The organism is Sphingomonas sp. ERG5 (assembly GCF_000803065.1).
GTDB lineage: Bacteria > Pseudomonadota > Alphaproteobacteria > Sphingomonadales > Sphingomonadaceae > Sphingomonas.
Window position 1 is genome coordinate 133,317 of record NZ_JSXI01000013.1, and the last position, 17,877, is coordinate 151,193.

Genomic DNA, 17,877 nt, shown 5'->3' on the forward strand with positions numbered 1-17,877 from the left:
TGCCGACAGGCTGGCCCATGGGTTGGCAGGGCGGCGCGACTGGGTGTAGTTCTGTCATCATACAGCAATACCGGAGAGAGTGCCCATGAAGCGTTCCATTGTCCTTGCGCTGCTGCTTGCCAGCGCCGCCTGCTCGCCCTCGGCCACCACGAGCAGCACGACTCAATCCGCCAGCGGCACGCTTGCCGGAGTCGACCAGACGCTGATCGACAAGGCAGTGAAGCCGGGCGACGATTTCAACGCCTATGCCAGCGGCGCCTGGGCAGCGAAGACGGAGATCCCGGCCGACCGCTCATCCGCCGGCGTCGGCTATGACGTGTTCAAGGTCGCTGAAGCGCGCAACGCCGAACTGATCCAGGCGGCGGCCAAATCCAATCCCGCGTCAGGCACCGACGAGCGCCGGATCGCGGATTATTACGCCGCCTATACCGACACGGCGGGTATCGAGAAGCGCGGCATGGCGCCGCTGAAAGCACAGCTTGATGCGATCGCGGCGCTGAAGGACAAGGGCGCGCTGTCGGCGATGCTCGGCGCGAGCATGCGTGCCGACACCGATCCGCTCAACGCGAGCAATTTCCAGACCGAGAATCTGTTCGGCCTGTTCGTGACACAGGACCTGAACCGGCCGGACGTGACCATTCCCTATCTGATGCAAGGCGGGCTCGGTCTGCCCGACCGGGACTATTATGTATCGGCCAAACCCGAGATGGCGGAGCTGCGCGCCGGTTACAAAGCCTATGTCACCAAACTGCTGACTCTGGCCGGGGTCAGCGATGCGGCTGCGCGTGCTGACCGCATCGTGGCGCTTGAGACCAAGATCGCCGCGGCGCATTACGACATCGTCACCAGTCAGGACGCGCATGGCGCCGCATCGTGGAAGCGTGCGGATTTCGCGAGCAAGGCGCCGGGGATCGACTGGAATGCCTATTGGAACGCGGCCTCCTTGCCGTCGCAACAGGATTTCACGCTGTGGCAGCCGGGTGCAATCATCAAATTGTCCGCGCTGGTCGCCAGCGAGCCGATCGCGACATGGCAGGACTGGCTGACTTTCCACACCATCAATCAGGTGACGTCGGTGCTGCCTCAGGCGATCGATGCCGCGTCGTTCGATTTCAACAACAAGACGCTGAACGGCACGCCGCAGCAACAGCCGCGCGACAAGCGCGCGATTGCGTCGGTCAACGCCCAACTCGGCGACGCGGTCGGGCAAATCTATGTCGGCAAATATTTCTCCGCTTCATCGCGGACCGAAATCCAGGGCATGGTCAAGAATATCGTCGCCGCATTCGACAATCGCCTGGCCAAGCTCGACTGGCTCGCGCCCGCGACCCGGGATGAGGGACGCAAGAAGCTGAAGGTGCTGATCGTCGGGGTGGGCTATCCCGACACCTGGCGCAGCTATTCGGCGCTGGAAATCAAGGCGGACGATCCGGTCGGCAATCTGCAGCGTGCGCGGCTGGCCGAATATCGCCATCAGATCGGCAAGATCGGCAAGCCGGTCGATCGCAACGAATGGTGGATGACGCCGCAAACGGTCAACGCGGTCAACCTGCCGGTGCAGAACGCGCTCAACTTCCCCGCCGCGATCCTCGAGACGCCCTATTTCGACGCCAAGTTCGACGCGGCCGCCAATTACGGCGCGATCGGCGCCGTGATCGGGCATGAGATCAGCCACAGCTTCGACAATCTCGGTTCCGACTTCGATTCGACTGGCCGGTTGCACAACTGGTGGACCCCCGCCGATCTCAAGCATTTCGAGGAAGCGGGTGCGGCCTTGGTCGCGCAGTACAACGCCTATGAGGCGCTCCCCGGTCTGCACCTCAACGGGAAACAGGAACTGGGCGAGAATATTGCCGACGTCGCCGGCCTGACCGCGTCCTACGAAGCCTATCGCGCGTCGCTCGGCGGCAAGGAAGCCCCGGTGATTGACGGGCTGACCGGCGATCAGCGTTTCTTCCTCGCCTTTGGGCAGAGCTGGCGCACCAAGATGCGCGAAAAGGCGTTGCGCGCGCGCGTCGCGACCGATGTCCATGCCCCGGCGCCGTGGCGCGTGCAGACGGTGCGCAACCTCGATGCCTGGTATGCCGCTTTCGCCGTAAAGGCAGGCGAGAAGCTGTATCTGGCACCCGACAAGCGCGTGAAGGTCTGGTGAAGGGGAGGCGGCGCACGGCAACAGATGCTGCGCGCCGCTCCTGTCTTCAGGCGCGCGGAAGATACGGCACGAGTGCCTCGACGAAGGGGGCGATGGTCTCTTCGCGAAGCCCGGCAATGTTGATGCGGCCCGAATCGGGCATGTAGATGCCGTGCCGTTCGCGCAATGCCAAGACAGCCCCGCGGTCGATCGGCAACAGCGCGAACAGTCCTTGCTGCCGTGCGATCGACGCAAGCATGGGATGCGAGCCACCGAGCGCGGCGCGCAAGCTGTTGATCCGCGTGCGCATTTCGTCCAATTCCGCGCGCCAGTCGGCAGCGAGTCCAGCATCGTCGAGAATCAAGCGCACGGTCGCCGCGCCATGATCAGGAGGCATCGACCACAGGCTGCGCGCGAGCACGAGCATTGTCTCGCGCACCGGAAGCGCCGCGTCCGGCGACGCCGCCTGTACCCACAACGCACCGACGCGATCGCGATACAGGCCGAAATTCTTGTTGCAGCTATAGGCAACCATCGCCTCGGGAACCGCAGCGAGCATCGTGCGCGTTCCCGCCGCATCCTCGTCCAGGCCGCTGCCCAGCCCCTGATAGGCGAGGTCGATCAGCGGTACGATTCCGCGGGTCGCCAAGTGCATTGCCAGTCTGTGCCATTGCTCGGTCGAGAAGGCCGCGCCGGTCGGATTGTGGCAGCAGCCATGCAGCACCAGAACGTCGCCTGCCTTAGCCTCGGCTATGCCAGCCAGGAAGGCGGCAAGGTCGATATCCGACGGATCGGCATCGAAGCAGGCATGGGCGCGTACCGTCAGGCCTGCCTCGCGGAAGATCGGCCCATGGTTCGGCCAGGTCGGCGCGCCAACCCACAAGGTGGGGGTTCTGCCCGACCGGGCGATCAGTTCCGCACCGAGCCGCAGCGCCCCCGTGCCGCCTGGCGTCTGGATGCCGGTGATTCGCGGGTTTGCTGCCGTTGAATCGCCGAACGCGACAGTTGCAAGCAAGTCGGTGAAACGCTGGTCGCCCTCAGCCCCGAGATAACCTTTGCTGCTCTGTTCCACGAGCAATCGTGTTTCGGCTGCCTTGACCGCTCGCATCACCGGTGTGGTGCCGTTGGCGTCGCGATACACGCCGACGCCAACGTCGATCTTGTCGGGACGCGGGTCAGCGCGGTGCATCGCGATCACGGCCAGCAACGCGTCGGGGCGCTGGCGCTCCAGCATGCCAAACAGCGGGAAGGGTGACTGTCGCTCAAGGCCGGAAGTCATGCTGTCACCTTTGCGCGAGCATAGGCCTGTGTGCCGCGGGTATGGACATGGTCGTTCGGCAGAATCGCCTCGATCTCAATGTCCGGCGCGCCGTCGAGTTCGGCATAGAGCGGGCCGAAATCGGTGTTGAGCGTCTGGTCGAGCAAATCCTCGAAACTGTCGATGACGAAGTAATTCTGCTGGAAATCGTCGATGCGATATTTCGTGCGCATGAGCCGCTTCAGGTCGAAGCCGATGCGGTTGGGCGATGGATCGTCGAGTGCGAAAACCGATTCAGTGAAGGAGGAAACGATTCCAGCGCCATAAAGCGCAAGCTCGTCGCCCGACCGCACCAGTCCGAACTCGACAGTGTACCAGTAGAGCCGCGACAGCCGCTCGATCGCGCCCAGCCCGGCGGCGCGCCGGCCGCCAATGCCATAGGCCTGCATATAGTCGGCGAACACCGGATGGACGAGCAGCGGGACATGCCCGAACACGTCGTGGAAGACATCGGGCTCCTGCAGATAGTCAAGTTGATCGGCGCGGCGGATGAAATTGCCCGCGACGAAGCGGCGATTGGCAAGGTGGTCGAAGAACACGTCGTCTGGCACCAGCCCCGGCACCGCGACGACTTGCCACCCGGTCGCGCGCATCAGGCGTTCCGACAATTCCTCGAAATCGGGAATGCCCGGCTTCGACAGGCGCAGGACGTCGAGACCGGCCATGAATTCGGGTGTCACTCGGCCAGGCAACATGCGGACTTGCCGGTCGAACAGCGTGTCCCATGTGGCATGCTCCTCGCGCGAATAGGCGGCCCAGTCCTGCGGAACGGTCCAGTCTTCAGCGGTGCCCTGGGGGCGGATCAGGTTCATGTCGGCCATGGGATGCAGGATCGCATCACCTTGCGCGAATTTCCTGTCTTTCTTTGGATATTTTTGCCTAAAATCGAAATGATTTTATGGATATCAGGTCAAATATGAAACAAGATCATCTTCTCGATCCGATCGATCGCCGCATCGTCGCCTTGTTGCAGGACGATGCGACGTTGAGCCATGCCGACCTTGCCGAGCGCGTCGGTGCATCGGCCGCATCCTGCTGGCGCCGGGTCAAGGCGCTGGAGACCGCCGGAGTGCTGCGGCGCACGGTGCGGCTGGTCGATCCGGTTGCGGTGCGGCGGGGCGTCAACGTGCTGTGCAACATCCGCATGCGCAGCCATGCGATCGAGGCGCGGCAAGCCTTTGAGCGCTTCGTCGACGACCGTCCCGAAGTCGTCGAGTGTTTTTCCATGTCGGGGGACTGGGACTATCTGTTGCGTATCGTCGTCGCGGATGTGGCAGATTATAACAGCTTCCTGATGCTGACATTGCTCGGCCATCCCGGGGTTGCCGGCGCCTCGTCGCATTTCGCACTGTCGATGACCAAATACACCACGGCGTTACCCATTTAGGAGGACGCTGCGCGGAGCCGTCGACCGATCTAGTCGGCCGCGATCGGCCCCTTGGGCGCGGACGGTCGGCGCGTCAGCCATACGGTGCCGATCAAGGCTACGCACAACCAGGCTGAGACCCGGAACAGATCGGTCGAGGCAAGCAGATAGGCTTGGCCGACCATCTGGCGAGCGATCGATGCCGTTGCCTGCAGATCGGTAAGGCCGAGCCGCTGCAGTGTGGCATGCGCCATCTGGAAGGGCGATGCGCTGCCCACCGCATCGGACAGATGGCTTTGGTGCAGCGCCTCGCGCCGGTCCCACATCGTGGTGGTGATCGAAGCGGCAAAGCTGCCTGCGGTGATGCGCGCGAAATTGACGATGCCGGTAGCCGACGGCATCCGCTCCGGCGGGATACCGTCGAGCGAGATCGTCACCATCGACAGGAAGAAAGTGCTCATCGCCACGCCCTGGACCAGCATTGGGAGCACCAGATCCCAAGTGCTTGCGCTCGTGTTCAGATTGGAGCGCATGAAATAGGACAGGGCAAAGGCAATGAAGGAAATCGTCGCCAGAATCCGCGCGTCGATCTTGCCCGACGCACGCGCGACAAAGGGCGTCAGTATCACCGCAACGACACCGCTGGGCGCTGCGACCAAGCCGGCCCAGGTTGCGGTGTAGCTGAGCTGAGTCTGCAGCCACAGCGGCAGGATCAATGTGTTGGCGAAGAACACCGCATAGCCAAGGCAGAAGGCGATCGAGCCGAACGCGAAGTTGCGATATTTGAACAGCGACAAATCGACGGTTGGATTGGCGTCGGTCATTTCCCAGATCACCCAGGCGAAAAAGCCGATCACGGCGACCACCGTCATCACGATGATCCGGGTGGAATTGAACCAATCGTCATTCTTGCCGAGATCGAGCATCATCTGCAGCGCACCGACCCACAGCACGAGCAGCACGAGACCGACCTGATCGATCGGAAGCTTGCGCGTCGCCGTCTCCCGCGTGCGCAGGCCGCGCCAGCAGATCAGCGCACAGAAGATGCCCACCGGCACGTTGATCAGGAAGATCCAACTCCAGTGATAATTGTCGGAAATGTAGCCGCCAAGGATCGGCCCCATGATCGGCCCGACCAGTGTGGTGATCGACCAGACGCCCAGCGCTGTGGAGCGTTTGTCCGATGGGAAGATCGAGATCAGCAGTGCCTGGCTGCCCGGGATCATCGGCCCCGAAACCGCACCCTGCAGGATGCGGAAGCCGATCAGCGATGGCAGGTCCCATGCGATACCGCACAGGAGGGACGCGATGGTGAACAACACGACCGATGTGCAGAAAGTCTTCACCACGCCGAACCGGCCCATCAGCCATCCGGTCAGCGGCACCGCGACGCCATTGGCGACGGCAAAGGCGGTGACCACCCAGGTCGAGTTGTCGCTGCTGACACCGAGATTGCCTGCGATCGTCGGCAGAGAGACATTGGCAATCGTCGAATCCAGCACCTGCATGAAGGTACCGAGCGCCAGTGCGAAGGCCGTGAGGGCAAGTGCGCCACCCCTGAGCGGCGCCTGGGCGGCGGCGGACATTAGCGGTTGGCCGCGATGATCTGCGCGATCCGCGCTTCCACCTTGGGGTCGGCCGCGTCCGTCTCGATGCCCTGATAGGCCTGGCGAGCGGGCGCACCGATGCGGGTGCCGGACGTGTCGCTTGTGTCGATCGTCGCGTTGACCGACAGGCCGACGCGCAGCGGATTGGCGCGCAGTTCTGCGCTGTCGAGCACGATACGCACGGGCAAGCGCTGTACGATCTTGATCCAGTTGCCGCTGGCATTTTGCGGCGGCAGCAGCGCAAAAGCGTTGCCGCTGCCGGCAGCCAGGCCAATGACATGACCGTGATAGACGGTGTTGCCGCCATACATATCGGCGGTCACCGTCACCTTCTGGCCGAGACGGATATCCTTCAGCTGCGTTTCGCGGAAATTGGCGTCGACCCATACCCGATCGAGCGGCACCACCGCCATCAGTGGTGTGCCCGCCGCGACTTGCTGGCCGAGCTGGACGGTGCGTTGCGCGATCACGCCGTCGATCGGCGCGACAATGTGCATATGGCTGCGCGTGATCGCGGCACGACGATACGCGGCAATAGCGGCAAGCACTGCCGGATTGTTCGAAACGGTCGTGCCCTGCACCCCGGTGCGCGATTGGGTCTCCTGGCTCCGGGCAAGCGCGAGGGTGGCCGTCGCGACCTTCACGGCGTCGGCGGCATGGCTCAATTCCTCGCCAGATACGGCACCTTCGGCGGCCGCGCCGCGCCGGCGGGTCAGGTCATTGCGGGCGCGAGCCAATTCGGCCTGAGCCTGGACGACGGCGGCGCCGGTCTCATTGAGCTTGGAGAAGTCCGACCGAGTCGAACGCACTGCACGCGCCAGCTCGGCGGCGGCGGAAGCGAGTCCGACATCGGCGGTTGCCGGATCGAGCTCGAGCAAGGGCTGGCCGGCGCGCACCGTCTGGGTATTGTCGGCATGGATCGCCAGGATCATGCCCGGGTCGCGCGCGGTGATCGAGACCACATCACCCGCGACATAGGCGTCGTCGGTCTCCTGCGACGGCGTGGCGAGAAGGAAATGGAATACGCCCCACACGATCGCCGCGATGGCGACCAGCGCGATCAGGACGGCCAGCGCCCTGCGCCGCAGCCGGGGATTGCCGCGCACGGGAACGGCAGGCGCTTCTGACGCGTCGGGTGCTTCGACCTTTTCGATATAGCTCATTTCATGTCCTTCGGATCGAAGCCGCCACCCAGCGCCAGGACCAGCGCGACGCGCTGGCTGGCGGCGTCGGCCGCCAGATTGGCATCGGCTTGCTGCGCGTCGAGCAACCGCACATCATTGTCGACAAGGCCAAGCCGGGACTCGAGTCCGCTCGACACGCGGATCGTGTTCAGGCGCCCGGTCTCGGCAAAACCGCGCACCACCTCGGCCTGGCGCGCGCGATCGGCGGCGAAGCTCTGGATGCGAGTCAGCGCATCGGCGGTCTCGCGCACAGCGCTGACGACCTTCTCGTTATAATCGGCGATGGCGAGATCGACCCCAGCGGTCGCGCCGGCAAGGCCAGCCTTTAACCGGCCATTGTCGAAGATCGGCAGGTGGATCGCCGCGCCTGCACCCGCGGTACCAGCATCGGCGCTGAAGAAATTGCCGATGCCGATCGCTTGTAGTCCGACCAAAGCCGACAGGTTGATGTCCGGATAGAAAGCGCGCCGCGCGGCGAGCCGTCCTTCCGATGCCGCATCAATGCGCGCGAGCGCGGCCGCCACGTCCGCCCGGCGCGCGAGCAAATCCGCCGGGATGGACGAAGGCAAGGGCAGGGCGGTGTCGAGTTTCAGCGTCGCCGGGGTGATCGTCGCGGGATAGTCCGTGCCGCGTCCGGCCAGTGCGGCCAGCGCATTCGCCGCCAGCGCGCGCTGCGCGGTCGCCCGCACCAATGCCTGCTGTGCCTGGGCCAGCAGCGTTTCAGCCGCCTGGGAGTCGAGTTCGCTCGCCAGCTTGTTGCGGATACGGACCTGGACGAGCCGCAGCGAGCCCTGGCGCGTCACGATCGTACGCTGCGCAATGCCTGCCAACTGTTCGGCCCGGGCCAGCTCGATATACGTCTGAACCACCGATCCGGCGAGTGCGAGCCGTGCGGCGGTCGCATCCAGCAGAGCCGCGCGGCTCGATGCCCGGGCGCCGGCGATGACTGCCTTTTGCCGGCCGAACAGATCGAGGTTCCAGTTCAGCCCGGCCTGTGCCTGGCCGAGGAAGCGGGTCGTGCCGGCAAAGGGCGGCGGGATTTCATACTGACCGCTCGGCCGGGAATATTGCGCCGATGCATCGAAGGCGGCGTTGGGGCCGTTGTCCGCGCGACTGCTCGCCAGAATTGCGCTTGCCTGGCGGACGCGGGCTAACGCGGCTTCCAATGTCGGATTGCCGGCCTGTGCGTCCGTGACGAGGCGATCGAGCTGTGTGTCGCCAAAGGAGCGCCACCAATCATCGGCGATCGCCGGGGTTTGTGCAGCGCCGGTGGCGGAAAGCCCAAGCGATGTGTCGGGAAGCGGGGAAAGCTCAGGCCGGGACGACGGTATCGCGCAGCCGGCGAGCAGCACGGAGGTTGCCAAGGCGATGCCGGTCAGGCGCATGGTTCGTCTCCAACGGCGGCGTCGAGCGACGTGCGCAACCGCTGAAGGTAGCCAATCAGCCGGGTTGCATCTTCCGGCGACCAGTCCGCGAGCCAGCCGTTCCACAGGTTCAGGACGCGCAACATGCAGCGCCGGGCGATCTCCTCCCCTTGATCCGTCACGCGCAGATTGATGACGCGGCGATCTTCGGCATCACGGTCGCGAACGACCAGGCCGCGCTCTTCCAGCGTGTCGATCAGGCGAGTCGTGGCGCCCTTGTCATGGCCCAGGTCATGCGCGAGCGCGCGGCATGTAATGCCCCGGCCATACAGGATCGAAACCAGGGCAGACCATTGCAGATAGGAGACGTCCTCTCCGACAAAGGCCGGCTCCAGACCCTTAAGCGTGGTCTGGAAGACTTGCTTCGCCAGATAGCCCACGGAAATGTCCGGGTTGAAATTCTCGGCAGTGTAAAACGGCATGTCGTTGCCTCAGCAATGGTTGCTTCGGCAATTAATATGATTGAGGGTAGTGTTGTTCAAGAGCCCTCGGCGCAAAAAACGGCAGCGTGATGCATCGATTCGATCACGCGGTCATCGGAGTGCCTGGTCGCCCAACGCGCTGCGGACGCGCGCACAGACCGCAGCAGGTCAGCCGCAGCTCGTCGCAGCGAAGAAAAGATTTCGTCGTTGAAAGTGGAGAACCGATTGCCGCCGCCATATTTCCCATCAATCTAGTAGGAGATTGCGGGGGAATAGCGAATGACGATGATGGGGACGCAGGCATGGTTCAAATCGGGAGTGGCTCTGGCGGCGTTGATCGTGGTGGTTCCGGAAGCGCAGGCGCAGGTCGAGAATGGCGTCCAGCTCGTCGCCGACGATGCTTCGGCCGGTGGGGATAGCGAGATTTCGGGCGACATTCTCGTCACGGCGCGACGCCGGGACGAACGGCTGCAGGACGTGCCGGCGGCGATCAGCGCGGTTTCGGGGGATACGCTGCAGACCCAGCACCTCGACCGGATCGCTGACTTCGCGGCCAAATTGCCCAATTTTTCGGCGGTCCAGCAGAACACGCGGGTCTCGGGACTGTACGTACGCGGGCTGGGCGGCAACGCTAACAATGACGGTGCCGAAGCGGGCGTCGGCCTGATCGTCGACAATGTATTCCTGACGCATGTCGGCTTCAGCTGGCTCGATTTCGTCGATCTCGATCATATCGAACTGGTGCGCGGGCCGCAGGGCACGTTGCTGGGCAAGAACACCACGATCGGTGCGCTGATCGTCACCACCAAGCGACCGAGCTTCACGCCCGAGTTCAACCTCGAGGCGGGCTATGCCAATTTCGGCCGGTACCAGATTCGCGCGAATGCGACCGGCCCGGTGATCGGCGACACGCTGGCCTATCGCCTGACCTTTTATCAGGACAAGTCGAACGGCTGGGCGCGCAATCGTGTCGACGGTCAGAAATATCTCGACGTGAATCGCTGGGCCGTGCGGGGGCAGCTGTTGTTCGACAGCGGACCCGTGACGAGCCGCTTGATCGCCGAGCATTACGAGACCAGCGAATATAACAATTATTATCCCAACTATGCCGACGCGACGAACTTCGTGAATGGCACGCCGCGCACCGGAAGTTGGGACACCAAGATGCGCACGATCTTTGGCTACACGCCAAACTATGAGGTCGGCAAAAATGCGGATCTCAACACGCAGGATCGCATCGATAGCCGCGTCAACGGCATTTCCAACGAGTTGAACATCAAACTCGGCTCGCATACGCTGACTGCGGTCACCGCGTGGCGCCAGCTGCGCTTCCGCCCGCGCAACGACAGCGATCAGTCGCCCTTTTCGATCCTGCGCGCCGGCTTCGACGTCGATGTCGATCAATATTCGCAGGAAGTGCGGCTTGCCTCGCCGACCGGCGGTGCGGTGGATTATCAGGTCGGCGGCTATTTCCTGCGTGAGGACCTGGTCAGCAACAACCGTTCGATCTTCCAGTCCGATTCGACGAAATGGTTTCTGACCGGCTCGCTGCCGCCTGCCTTTCTGCTGCCCGCGATCCTCAACGGGGTCGAATATGATCAATACGGCAAGCTGAAGGTGACCAGCGGCGCGGCGTTCGGGCAGGCGACATGGCATATCACCGACCGCGCCGCGTTAACCGGCGGCGTGCGCTTCACGCGCGAAACCAAGCGTGCATCGAACACTGGCAGCGTGTTTGGCGGAGCGCCGCTCCCGGCCCTGCTGGAACCGGCGCGGACGGGGATTATCGCGGCGTTCGGCGGGATCTTCTCGGTCGCGGACAGCCGTACCACGGACAGTTGGTCGTGGCTGATCAACCCGTCCTACAAGATCAGCGACGATGTGCTGCTCTACGCGTCGGTCAGCTATGGCGAGAAGTCGGGCGCGGCCAATCTCAGTGCTACGAAAAACAAACCGGTGATCATCGATCCGGAAAAGTCGACCGATTACGAGATCGGGGTGAAGGCGACGCTGGCCGGCGGCCGCGCGACGCTGAGCACCAATTTCTACTGGACCGATATTCGCGACTATCAGGCAGTGCAGATCGACCCGGCAAAGGTCGGGCTCGGTAATTTCCTCGGCAATGCCGCCGCGGTCCGGCTACGCGGTGTCGAGGTCGAGGGCGAAGCGAAGCTCGGTGCGGGGTTCAGCGCATCGTTCAGCGGGTCGTACAATGACGCGACCTACCGTTCCTATCGCAATGCGCCGGTGCCGATCGAATTCGCTTATCCAAACGGGCCGGCCAACCTGGATCTGTCAGGCAAGCGGGTCATCGGATCGGCCAAATGGTCGGGCCAGGCCAGTATCGCCTATGACGCACCGATCAGCGACCGCATCGGCCTGAACGGCTATATCAACCAGACCTATCGCAGTGCCACCAACCTGCTCAATCCCTATTCGGCCTATGGCAATCAGGCAGGCTATGGCCTGACCAACGCCGGCATCGGGCTGCATAGCAGCGACGACCGCTATTCGCTGCTCTTCTGGGGCCGCAACCTGTTCGACAAACGCTACGCCGTGGGTCTTGGCGCGGCAGGAGCGGTCAATCCGTTCATTAAGGTCCTCGGTGACCCGCGCACCTTCGGTGCGACCCTCAAGGGGCGCTTCTGATCATGGTCCGGCGCGCATCACGGCTGCCCGGCATCATCCGTCACATCACATCCGCAGCGAATGGAGAATAGCGATGACCGCATCTGCCCCCGCATCTGCATCTGCCAATGCCTATCTCAACGCGCCTGATCCGGAGGGCCCGCTCGACGTTGTTCCGGTCGGTGGCCGTATCGGTGCGGAGGTGCGCGGGGTTCGGCTCGGTGCCGATCTCGATGACGCAACGCTTGCCGCAGTGCGGGCGGCGCTGGTGCGGCACAAGGTACTGTTCTTTCGTGACCAGGGGCATCTCGACGATGTCGGGCATGAGGCATTCGGCAAGCGGTTCGGCACGCCCGTTGCGCATCCTACCGTGCCTAGCCGTGGCGGCGACTTTCTGCTCGAACTCGACTCGCAACTCGGGGGGCGGGCCAATCATTGGCATACCGATGTCACTTTCGTGGACGGCTATCCGTTCGCTTCGATCCTGCGTGCGGTGACGATCCCGCCGGCTGGGGGTGACACGGTGTGGGCGAACACCGCCGCCGCCTATCAGAACCTGCCCGAGGAATTGCGACTGCTCGCCGACCGGCTGCGCGCGATCCACACCAATGCCTATGACTATGCCACGGTCCGTCCCGAGGCCAACGAACGCGAACTGGCACTTCACCGCCATATCTTTGCCTCGACAGTTTATGAGGCCGAGCATCCGCTGGTGCGCGTCCATCCCGAAAGCGGCGAACGCAGCTTGCTGCTTGGCGCGTTTCTCAAGCGTATCGTCGGGCTGAGCGCCAGTGAGTCACAGCGCATCTACGATATCCTCCAGGGCTATGTGATCCGGCTGGAAAACACGGTGCGCTGGCGCTGGAAAGAAGGCGATGTCGTGATCTGGGACAATCGCGCGACGCAGCATTACGCAATCGACGATTATGGCGACCAGCATCGTGTCGTGCGCCGCGTGACTCTCGATGGCGAAACCCCCGTTGGTGTCGATGGACGGCCCAGCCGGCAGATACTTCCCGAACCCGTTGCATTCCAGGAGGCCGCAGAATGATCCGTCGTCAGATTCTTGCGTTATTGGCAGGTACAGCCGTAGCGCTGTCGCTCGCCGGCTGCGGTGGCGCGGCCAAGCAGCAGGCTACGCAGAAGGGCATCGTCTTCGCCACGCAAAAGAACGGCGTGCCGTTCCTGGCGCAGGAGCGTGGGGAATTCGAGAAGAGGTTGAAGGCGAAAGGGATCGGCCCGGTCAAATGGGTTGAATTCTCGTCCGGGCCGCCATTGATCGAAGCGATGCGCGCGGGCGCGGTCGATATCGGCCTCGTTGGCGATACGCCGGTAGTCTATGCGCAGGCTGCGGGCACCGATCTCTATTATGTCGCAACGCAGAGCCTCCCGGGGCTGGTCGGCAGCGGGCTGGTCGTGCCCAAGGGGGCCACCGTCCGCACCTTTATCGATCTGAAGGGCAAGAAAGTCGCCTATACCAAGGGGTCCGCGTCGGAATATGTGATCGCCTCTGCGCTCGGCCGGGTCGGGCTGACGCTGTCGGATATAACGCCGGTCTATCTCGCGCCCGGCGACGCGCAGACCGCGCTGGCCAATGGGTCGATCGACGCGTGGCTGACTTGGGATCCGTATTTCACGCTGGCGCAATTGCGTGGTGGCGCGCGCGAGATCGCCTTACCGCAGAGCGATCTGCGTACCGTGTCATTCTACATCGCCTCGGGCGGTTTCGCTCGCGAACGCACCAACACGCTGAAGACCACGCTCGACGAGTTGCGCACTGAAGCGAAATGGGGAAACGCAAACCGCAATTACTACCGGGATGCCGTCGCCAAGGCGACGCGTTTGCCGCCCGCCGTGCTCGACGGCATGCTCGCGCGCTACAAGGACTTCCTGTTTGCGGTCGATCCGGTAACGCCCGCCGACGTCGCGACGCAGCAGCGGGTGGCCGACTATCTCTACACGGCGAAAGTGATCCCGGTGAAGGTCGATGCGGCAAAAGCGGCGTGGACCGGCTGGACGCCAGCCAAATGAACCATGCGCGACGCTGGACGCTCCGCGACAGCGCGATCACGCCGGTGATCGTGCCGGCAGGGCTCCTGCTCGCATGGCAACTCGCCTCCAGCGTGGGACTGCTGCCGTCGAACATCCTGCCGGCACCCACGGCCGTGATCGTCGCTGGGGGTGAATTGATCGGCAATGGTCAACTGATTGCCAATCTGGCGGTGAGCACCGCGCGCGCACTGACCGGGCTGGTCGCGGGGGGCGCGGTCAGCTTCCTGCTTGGCTTGCTGTGCGGTGTTTCGCCCACGGCGCGGCGGCTGCTCGACCCGACGCTGCAGATGGTGCGCACCATTCCGCATCTGGCATTGCTGCCGCTCGTCATCCTGTGGTTCGGGATCGGCGAGCAGGCGAAAATCCTGCTCGTCGCCTGGGGAATTTTCTTCCCGATCTATCTGAATACCTATCACGGCGTGGTCTCGACCGACCCGCAATTGATCGAGATGGGGCGTAGCTACGGCATGAGCCGATGGGAGATGTTCCGCCGGGTGATCTTTCCCGGGGCCTTGCCTTCGATTTTGGTCGGCTTGCGCTTTGGCCTCGGCATCATGTGGCTGACACTGATCGTCGCCGAGACGATCGCCGCCAATTCGGGGATCGGCTATATGGCGATGCAGGCGCGCGAGTTCAGCCAGACCGATATCATCGTGCTCTCGATCTTCGTCTATGCCGCACTCGGCAAGCTGGCCGACAGTTTGACCCGGCTGCTCGAACGCCGGCTGCTGTGCTGGAATCCCGCTTATGCGTCGGCCTGAATCATGACCGTTCCGCTCCTCCGCGTCATCGATCCGTCCGCGACGCCACGCACTGGAGCGCCCGTTTCGGTGCATGGCCTTTCGGTCGAGTTCGGCGAGAACCGCGTGCTCGACCGACTCGATCTCGATCTCGCGGCCGGCGAGTTCGTGTCGATCGTCGGCCGATCCGGATGCGGCAAGAGCACATTGCTGCGTGCGATCCTCGGGCTGCTAAAGCCCAGCGAGGGGCGCATCGAAACCGATGTCGCTGCCGCGCGCGTCGTTTTCCAGGAACCGCGCCTTCTGCCCTGGGCGAGCGTGCGTGATAATGTCGCTGTCGGTGCGCGGAGCATTGCTGACCGCACAATACGCGACCGGCTGATCGATGCGCGGCTGGAAGAAGTAGGCCTTGCCGACAAGGCCAATGCCTGGCCCGCGACCTTGTCGGGTGGGCAGCGGCAGCGCGTGTCGCTTGCCCGTGCCCTGATCAGCCGGCCGCGGTTGCTGGTGCTCGACGAGCCGCTTGGTGCACTCGATGCGCTGACCCGGATCGAGATGCAGGGGTTGCTCGAACGCGTGTGGGCGGCGGAGAGTTTTTCGGCACTGCTGGTGACGCACGACGTGGCCGAGGCGGTTGCGCTGGGCGACCGCGTGATCGTGCTTGAGGCGGGTCGTATCGCGCTCGACATCCGCATCGACCTGCCCCGGCCGCGTCGCCATGGCGATGCCGAACTCGCGCGGCTGGAAGGGCTGATCCTCGACCGGCTGCTGGGCCGCTGACGCGCGTCAGGTAAATCGTCCCGCCGAACTCTTTCCGGCAACCGGTGGCAGGAACGGCAAGATAGGAGGTAGTGTCTCGACGCGCAGGTTCGGCAGGTTGAGCTTTGGGAAGAGCAGTTCCGCGACGCGGTACGCCTCCTCAAGATGCGGATAGCCCGATCCGATGACCGTATCGATCCCGATATTGGCATATTCCTGCAGCCGCTCGGCGATACTGTCCGGACTGCCGACCAATGCGGTGCCAGCACCTGTGCGCACAAGACCGATACCGGCCCATAGGTTCGGGGTGATCTCGAGATTGGCGCGACTTCCTTTGTGCAGCGCCTGCATCCGGGCCTGACCGACCGAGTCCGTGCCGTGCGTCAGCATGCTCTGGAACTGTTCGATCTGTTCGTCGGAGACGTGTCGGATCAGATCGTGCGCGGCGGCCCATGCCTCGTCGTCGGTTTCCCGAACGATGAAATGGATGCGCAATCCGAAGTGAATCGTGCGGCCATGCGCGGCCGCCCGCGCTCGGACATCGTCGATGATTTCCTTCAGTTGCTGCGGTGGTTCACCCCAGGCCAGATAGACATCGACATGTTGGGCCGCGATCTCGCGCGCGATGTCCGAGGAACCGCCGAACCAGACTGGCGCGTGTGGCTTCTGCACGAACGGGAAACTCAGGCGACCGCCGGTGATCGAAAGATATTTACCCTCCTGCGTGACGGTGTCGCCACGTGCGAGCTTGCGCCAGATGTCGAGGAATTCGGCGGTCTGTTCATAGCGTTCGGTATGGCCGAGAAAGATTCCGTCCTGCGCCAACGTGACTGGGCTGCCGCCGGTAACCACATTGAGCAGTGCGCGGCCGTCACTCAGGCGATCGAGTGCCGCCGCCTGACGCACCGCTTCGGCGGGCGCAATCAACCCGGGGCGCAGTGCGACGAGCAATTTCAGCCTTTCGGTGAACGGTGCGATCGATGCCGCGGTTATCCAGGCGTCGGCGCACCCGGCACCGGTCGGCATCAGCACGCCATAGAAACCGAGGCGGTCGGCGGCGACCGCCACTTCGCGCAGATAGGCGGGGGTCGGGGCTCGCTCGCCTACCGGCGATGCGAGATAGCGCGCGTCACCCCCTGAAGGCACGAACCAAAGGAAATCGAGTGGACTGCGTGAATGAGAGGCGGCTGTAGAAGGGATATCAGTGGCGATATTCATAAAACACTCCGCTGCGGTGCCAGGAGTGGGGCGCCATGTTGATGAACGACGGGCCGCGGCCGCCGGAGATCGTTCGATCAAAAATGCATCTGCCAACTCTCATCATTCGCAATATCCCCTCAATTGATAGGAATTGATAGGGGATTGCGCGTTGGCAGGCACGAAGTTTTGCTATTGGCGACCTGCCCGGCTTGATTGGGGTATCGGGTATCCGGGTCTGGATTCCGGCCACAGTCCGTGGGAAAGTCGGCAAATCTGCCGTTATGCGATATAATTCAGGCGCGAAACGAATGTGTCGCCGCCACTTATTGAAATCGCTGGTGATCCCTAAAAGAATCGAAAGCGTGTTTTCGCCGTTCGTGGCTCACGTGCCGGTCATCGTGGCGTACGGAGCAAGACCGGCTGCCTTGCACCATTTGGTCCATCCTCTTTCGACTTCGGCCCGGGCCTCTTCCGCATTGGCGACATGGCCGTCGCATCGCGCCAGGCGGTTCATGACGACGCCGTCCAGCGTATACCACCATTTACCCGGAGCATGGCTCAACGGACCTATCATTCCAACGCAGAACTCGCCGCTGAATGCCCGCTCAGCGTTTTCGAGGCATTGTTCTCGCTCCCAGCGCAGCATTTCATCCTCCGCAATCACTTGACCGCCGGGTACGCTCGTTTGCGATTCGCCGTATCCAGCCATTGGATGCGCACTCCGAAATCTGCCTGGATTGTCAATGCCAATGAGCATGCAAACGATCCTGAATCCGCCAGAAGGAAGTGTCGCCGGGAGGGAGCGTGGTGCCGTGTCACTGTTCCGGAAAAATGCGCTCTTGCGTTGCGTCTCCGGTCACTTCGATTAGGAAGGAAGCTGAGGAGATTCGGTTTTAGTATGAATCCCGATTTCAAGACTCCGTTGCTCGATACGGTACATAATCCTGCGGATCTTCGCAGACTCCCGGTGGCCCAGTTGCGGCAGCTTGCCGACGAACTGCGCGCGGAGACGATTTCCGCGGTTGGTACGACTGGCGGGCATCTTG

At 63.2% G+C, this 17,877-nt stretch carries 16 protein-coding genes; 8 read left to right on the top strand and 8 right to left on the bottom strand.

Going from position 1 to position 17,877, the window contains the following annotated elements; translation table 11 throughout:
* Positions 1-85: 85 nt before the first annotated feature.
* Positions 86-2,152 carry a M13 family metallopeptidase gene (locus tag OO12_RS03625; RefSeq protein WP_200887373.1) on the top strand — a complete coding sequence of 689 codons (2,067 nt, stop codon included), beginning with the start codon at positions 86-88 and terminating at the stop codon, positions 2,150-2,152.
* A 46-nt stretch (positions 2,153-2,198) separates the two neighbouring features.
* Here OO12_RS03625 and OO12_RS03630 read toward each other — a convergent pair whose 3' ends face one another.
* Positions 2,199-3,410, bottom strand: coding sequence for an aromatic amino acid transaminase (locus OO12_RS03630; RefSeq protein WP_034157254.1), 1,212 nt, complete (start codon positions 3,408-3,410; stop codon positions 2,199-2,201).
* Positions 3,407-4,270: a phenylalanine 4-monooxygenase gene (phhA, locus tag OO12_RS03635; RefSeq protein WP_034157255.1), complete on the bottom strand. Its 864-nt coding sequence runs from the start codon at positions 4,268-4,270 to the stop codon at positions 3,407-3,409. Before phhA ends, OO12_RS03630 begins: the two co-directional genes overlap by 4 nt.
* 95 nt (positions 4,271-4,365) lie before the next feature.
* On the opposite strand from phhA, the gene OO12_RS03640 reads away from it, so the two are divergent.
* Positions 4,366-4,836: an Lrp/AsnC family transcriptional regulator gene (locus tag OO12_RS03640; protein WP_034157256.1), complete on the top strand. Its 471-nt coding sequence runs from the start codon at positions 4,366-4,368 to the stop codon at positions 4,834-4,836.
* Positions 4,837-4,865: 29 nt separating this feature from the next.
* On the opposite strand, the gene OO12_RS03645 is transcribed toward OO12_RS03640, so the two are convergent.
* The 4 genes from OO12_RS03645 to OO12_RS03660 are packed head-to-tail and all read right to left on the bottom strand — an operon-like array spanning position 4,866 to position 9,452.
* Positions 4,866-6,401 (bottom strand): DHA2 family efflux MFS transporter permease subunit, encoded by a 1,536-nt coding sequence (locus tag OO12_RS03645; RefSeq protein ID WP_034157257.1) that lies wholly within the window; start codon positions 6,399-6,401, stop codon positions 4,866-4,868.
* Positions 6,401-7,585: an efflux RND transporter periplasmic adaptor subunit gene (locus tag OO12_RS03650; protein WP_034157258.1), complete on the bottom strand. Its 1,185-nt coding sequence runs from the start codon at positions 7,583-7,585 to the stop codon at positions 6,401-6,403. Before OO12_RS03650 ends, OO12_RS03645 begins: the two co-directional genes overlap by 1 nt.
* Positions 7,582-8,991 (bottom strand): efflux transporter outer membrane subunit, encoded by a 1,410-nt coding sequence (locus tag OO12_RS03655; RefSeq protein ID WP_034157259.1) that lies wholly within the window; start codon positions 8,989-8,991, stop codon positions 7,582-7,584. Before OO12_RS03655 ends, OO12_RS03650 begins: the two co-directional genes overlap by 4 nt.
* The gene (locus OO12_RS03660; RefSeq protein ID WP_034157260.1) at positions 8,982-9,452 is read right to left on the bottom strand and encodes a MarR family winged helix-turn-helix transcriptional regulator; all 471 of its coding nucleotides are present in this window, start codon (positions 9,450-9,452) and stop codon (positions 8,982-8,984) included. The genes OO12_RS03655 and OO12_RS03660 overlap by 10 nt, the downstream gene beginning before the upstream one ends.
* Before the next feature lie 279 nt (positions 9,453-9,731).
* Here OO12_RS03660 and OO12_RS03665 point away from each other — a divergent pair, with 279 nt between their 5' ends.
* From OO12_RS03665 to OO12_RS03685, 5 genes are all read left to right on the top strand, one after another.
* Entirely contained in the window at positions 9,732-12,101 is a 2,370-nt protein-coding gene (locus OO12_RS03665; RefSeq protein WP_034157261.1) for a TonB-dependent receptor, read from the top strand.
* Between the two features lie 73 nt (positions 12,102-12,174).
* Positions 12,175-13,131: a TauD/TfdA dioxygenase family protein gene (locus OO12_RS03670; RefSeq protein ID WP_052215511.1), complete on the top strand. Its 957-nt coding sequence runs from the start codon at positions 12,175-12,177 to the stop codon at positions 13,129-13,131.
* A complete protein-coding gene (locus OO12_RS03675; protein WP_034157262.1) occupies positions 13,128-14,111 on the top strand; it encodes an aliphatic sulfonate ABC transporter substrate-binding protein in 984 nt (327 codons plus the stop codon). The genes OO12_RS03670 and OO12_RS03675 overlap by 4 nt, the downstream gene beginning before the upstream one ends.
* On the top strand, positions 14,108-14,893 hold the full coding sequence (locus OO12_RS03680; RefSeq protein ID WP_034157304.1) for an ABC transporter permease subunit: 786 nt from the start codon (positions 14,108-14,110) through the stop codon (positions 14,891-14,893). Before OO12_RS03675 ends, OO12_RS03680 begins: the two co-directional genes overlap by 4 nt.
* Before the next feature lie 3 nt (positions 14,894-14,896).
* On the top strand, positions 14,897-15,652 hold the full coding sequence (locus OO12_RS03685) for an ABC transporter ATP-binding protein (protein ID WP_034157263.1): 756 nt from the start codon (positions 14,897-14,899) through the stop codon (positions 15,650-15,652).
* Positions 15,653-15,658: 6 nt separating this feature from the next.
* Here OO12_RS03685 and ssuD read toward each other — a convergent pair whose 3' ends face one another.
* A complete protein-coding gene (gene ssuD / locus OO12_RS03690) occupies positions 15,659-16,849 on the bottom strand; it encodes an FMNH2-dependent alkanesulfonate monooxygenase (RefSeq protein ID WP_052215512.1) in 1,191 nt (396 codons plus the stop codon).
* A 364-nt stretch (positions 16,850-17,213) separates the two neighbouring features.
* Positions 17,214-17,588: a hypothetical protein gene (locus OO12_RS03695; RefSeq protein ID WP_152616257.1), complete on the bottom strand. Its 375-nt coding sequence runs from the start codon at positions 17,586-17,588 to the stop codon at positions 17,214-17,216.
* Between the two features lie 141 nt (positions 17,589-17,729).
* Between OO12_RS03695 and OO12_RS27890 the strand changes: the two genes are divergently transcribed.
* The coding region (locus OO12_RS27890; RefSeq protein ID WP_152616258.1) for a 1-deoxy-D-xylulose-5-phosphate synthase N-terminal domain-containing protein at positions 17,730-17,877 on the top strand (148 nt) is incomplete at its 3' end.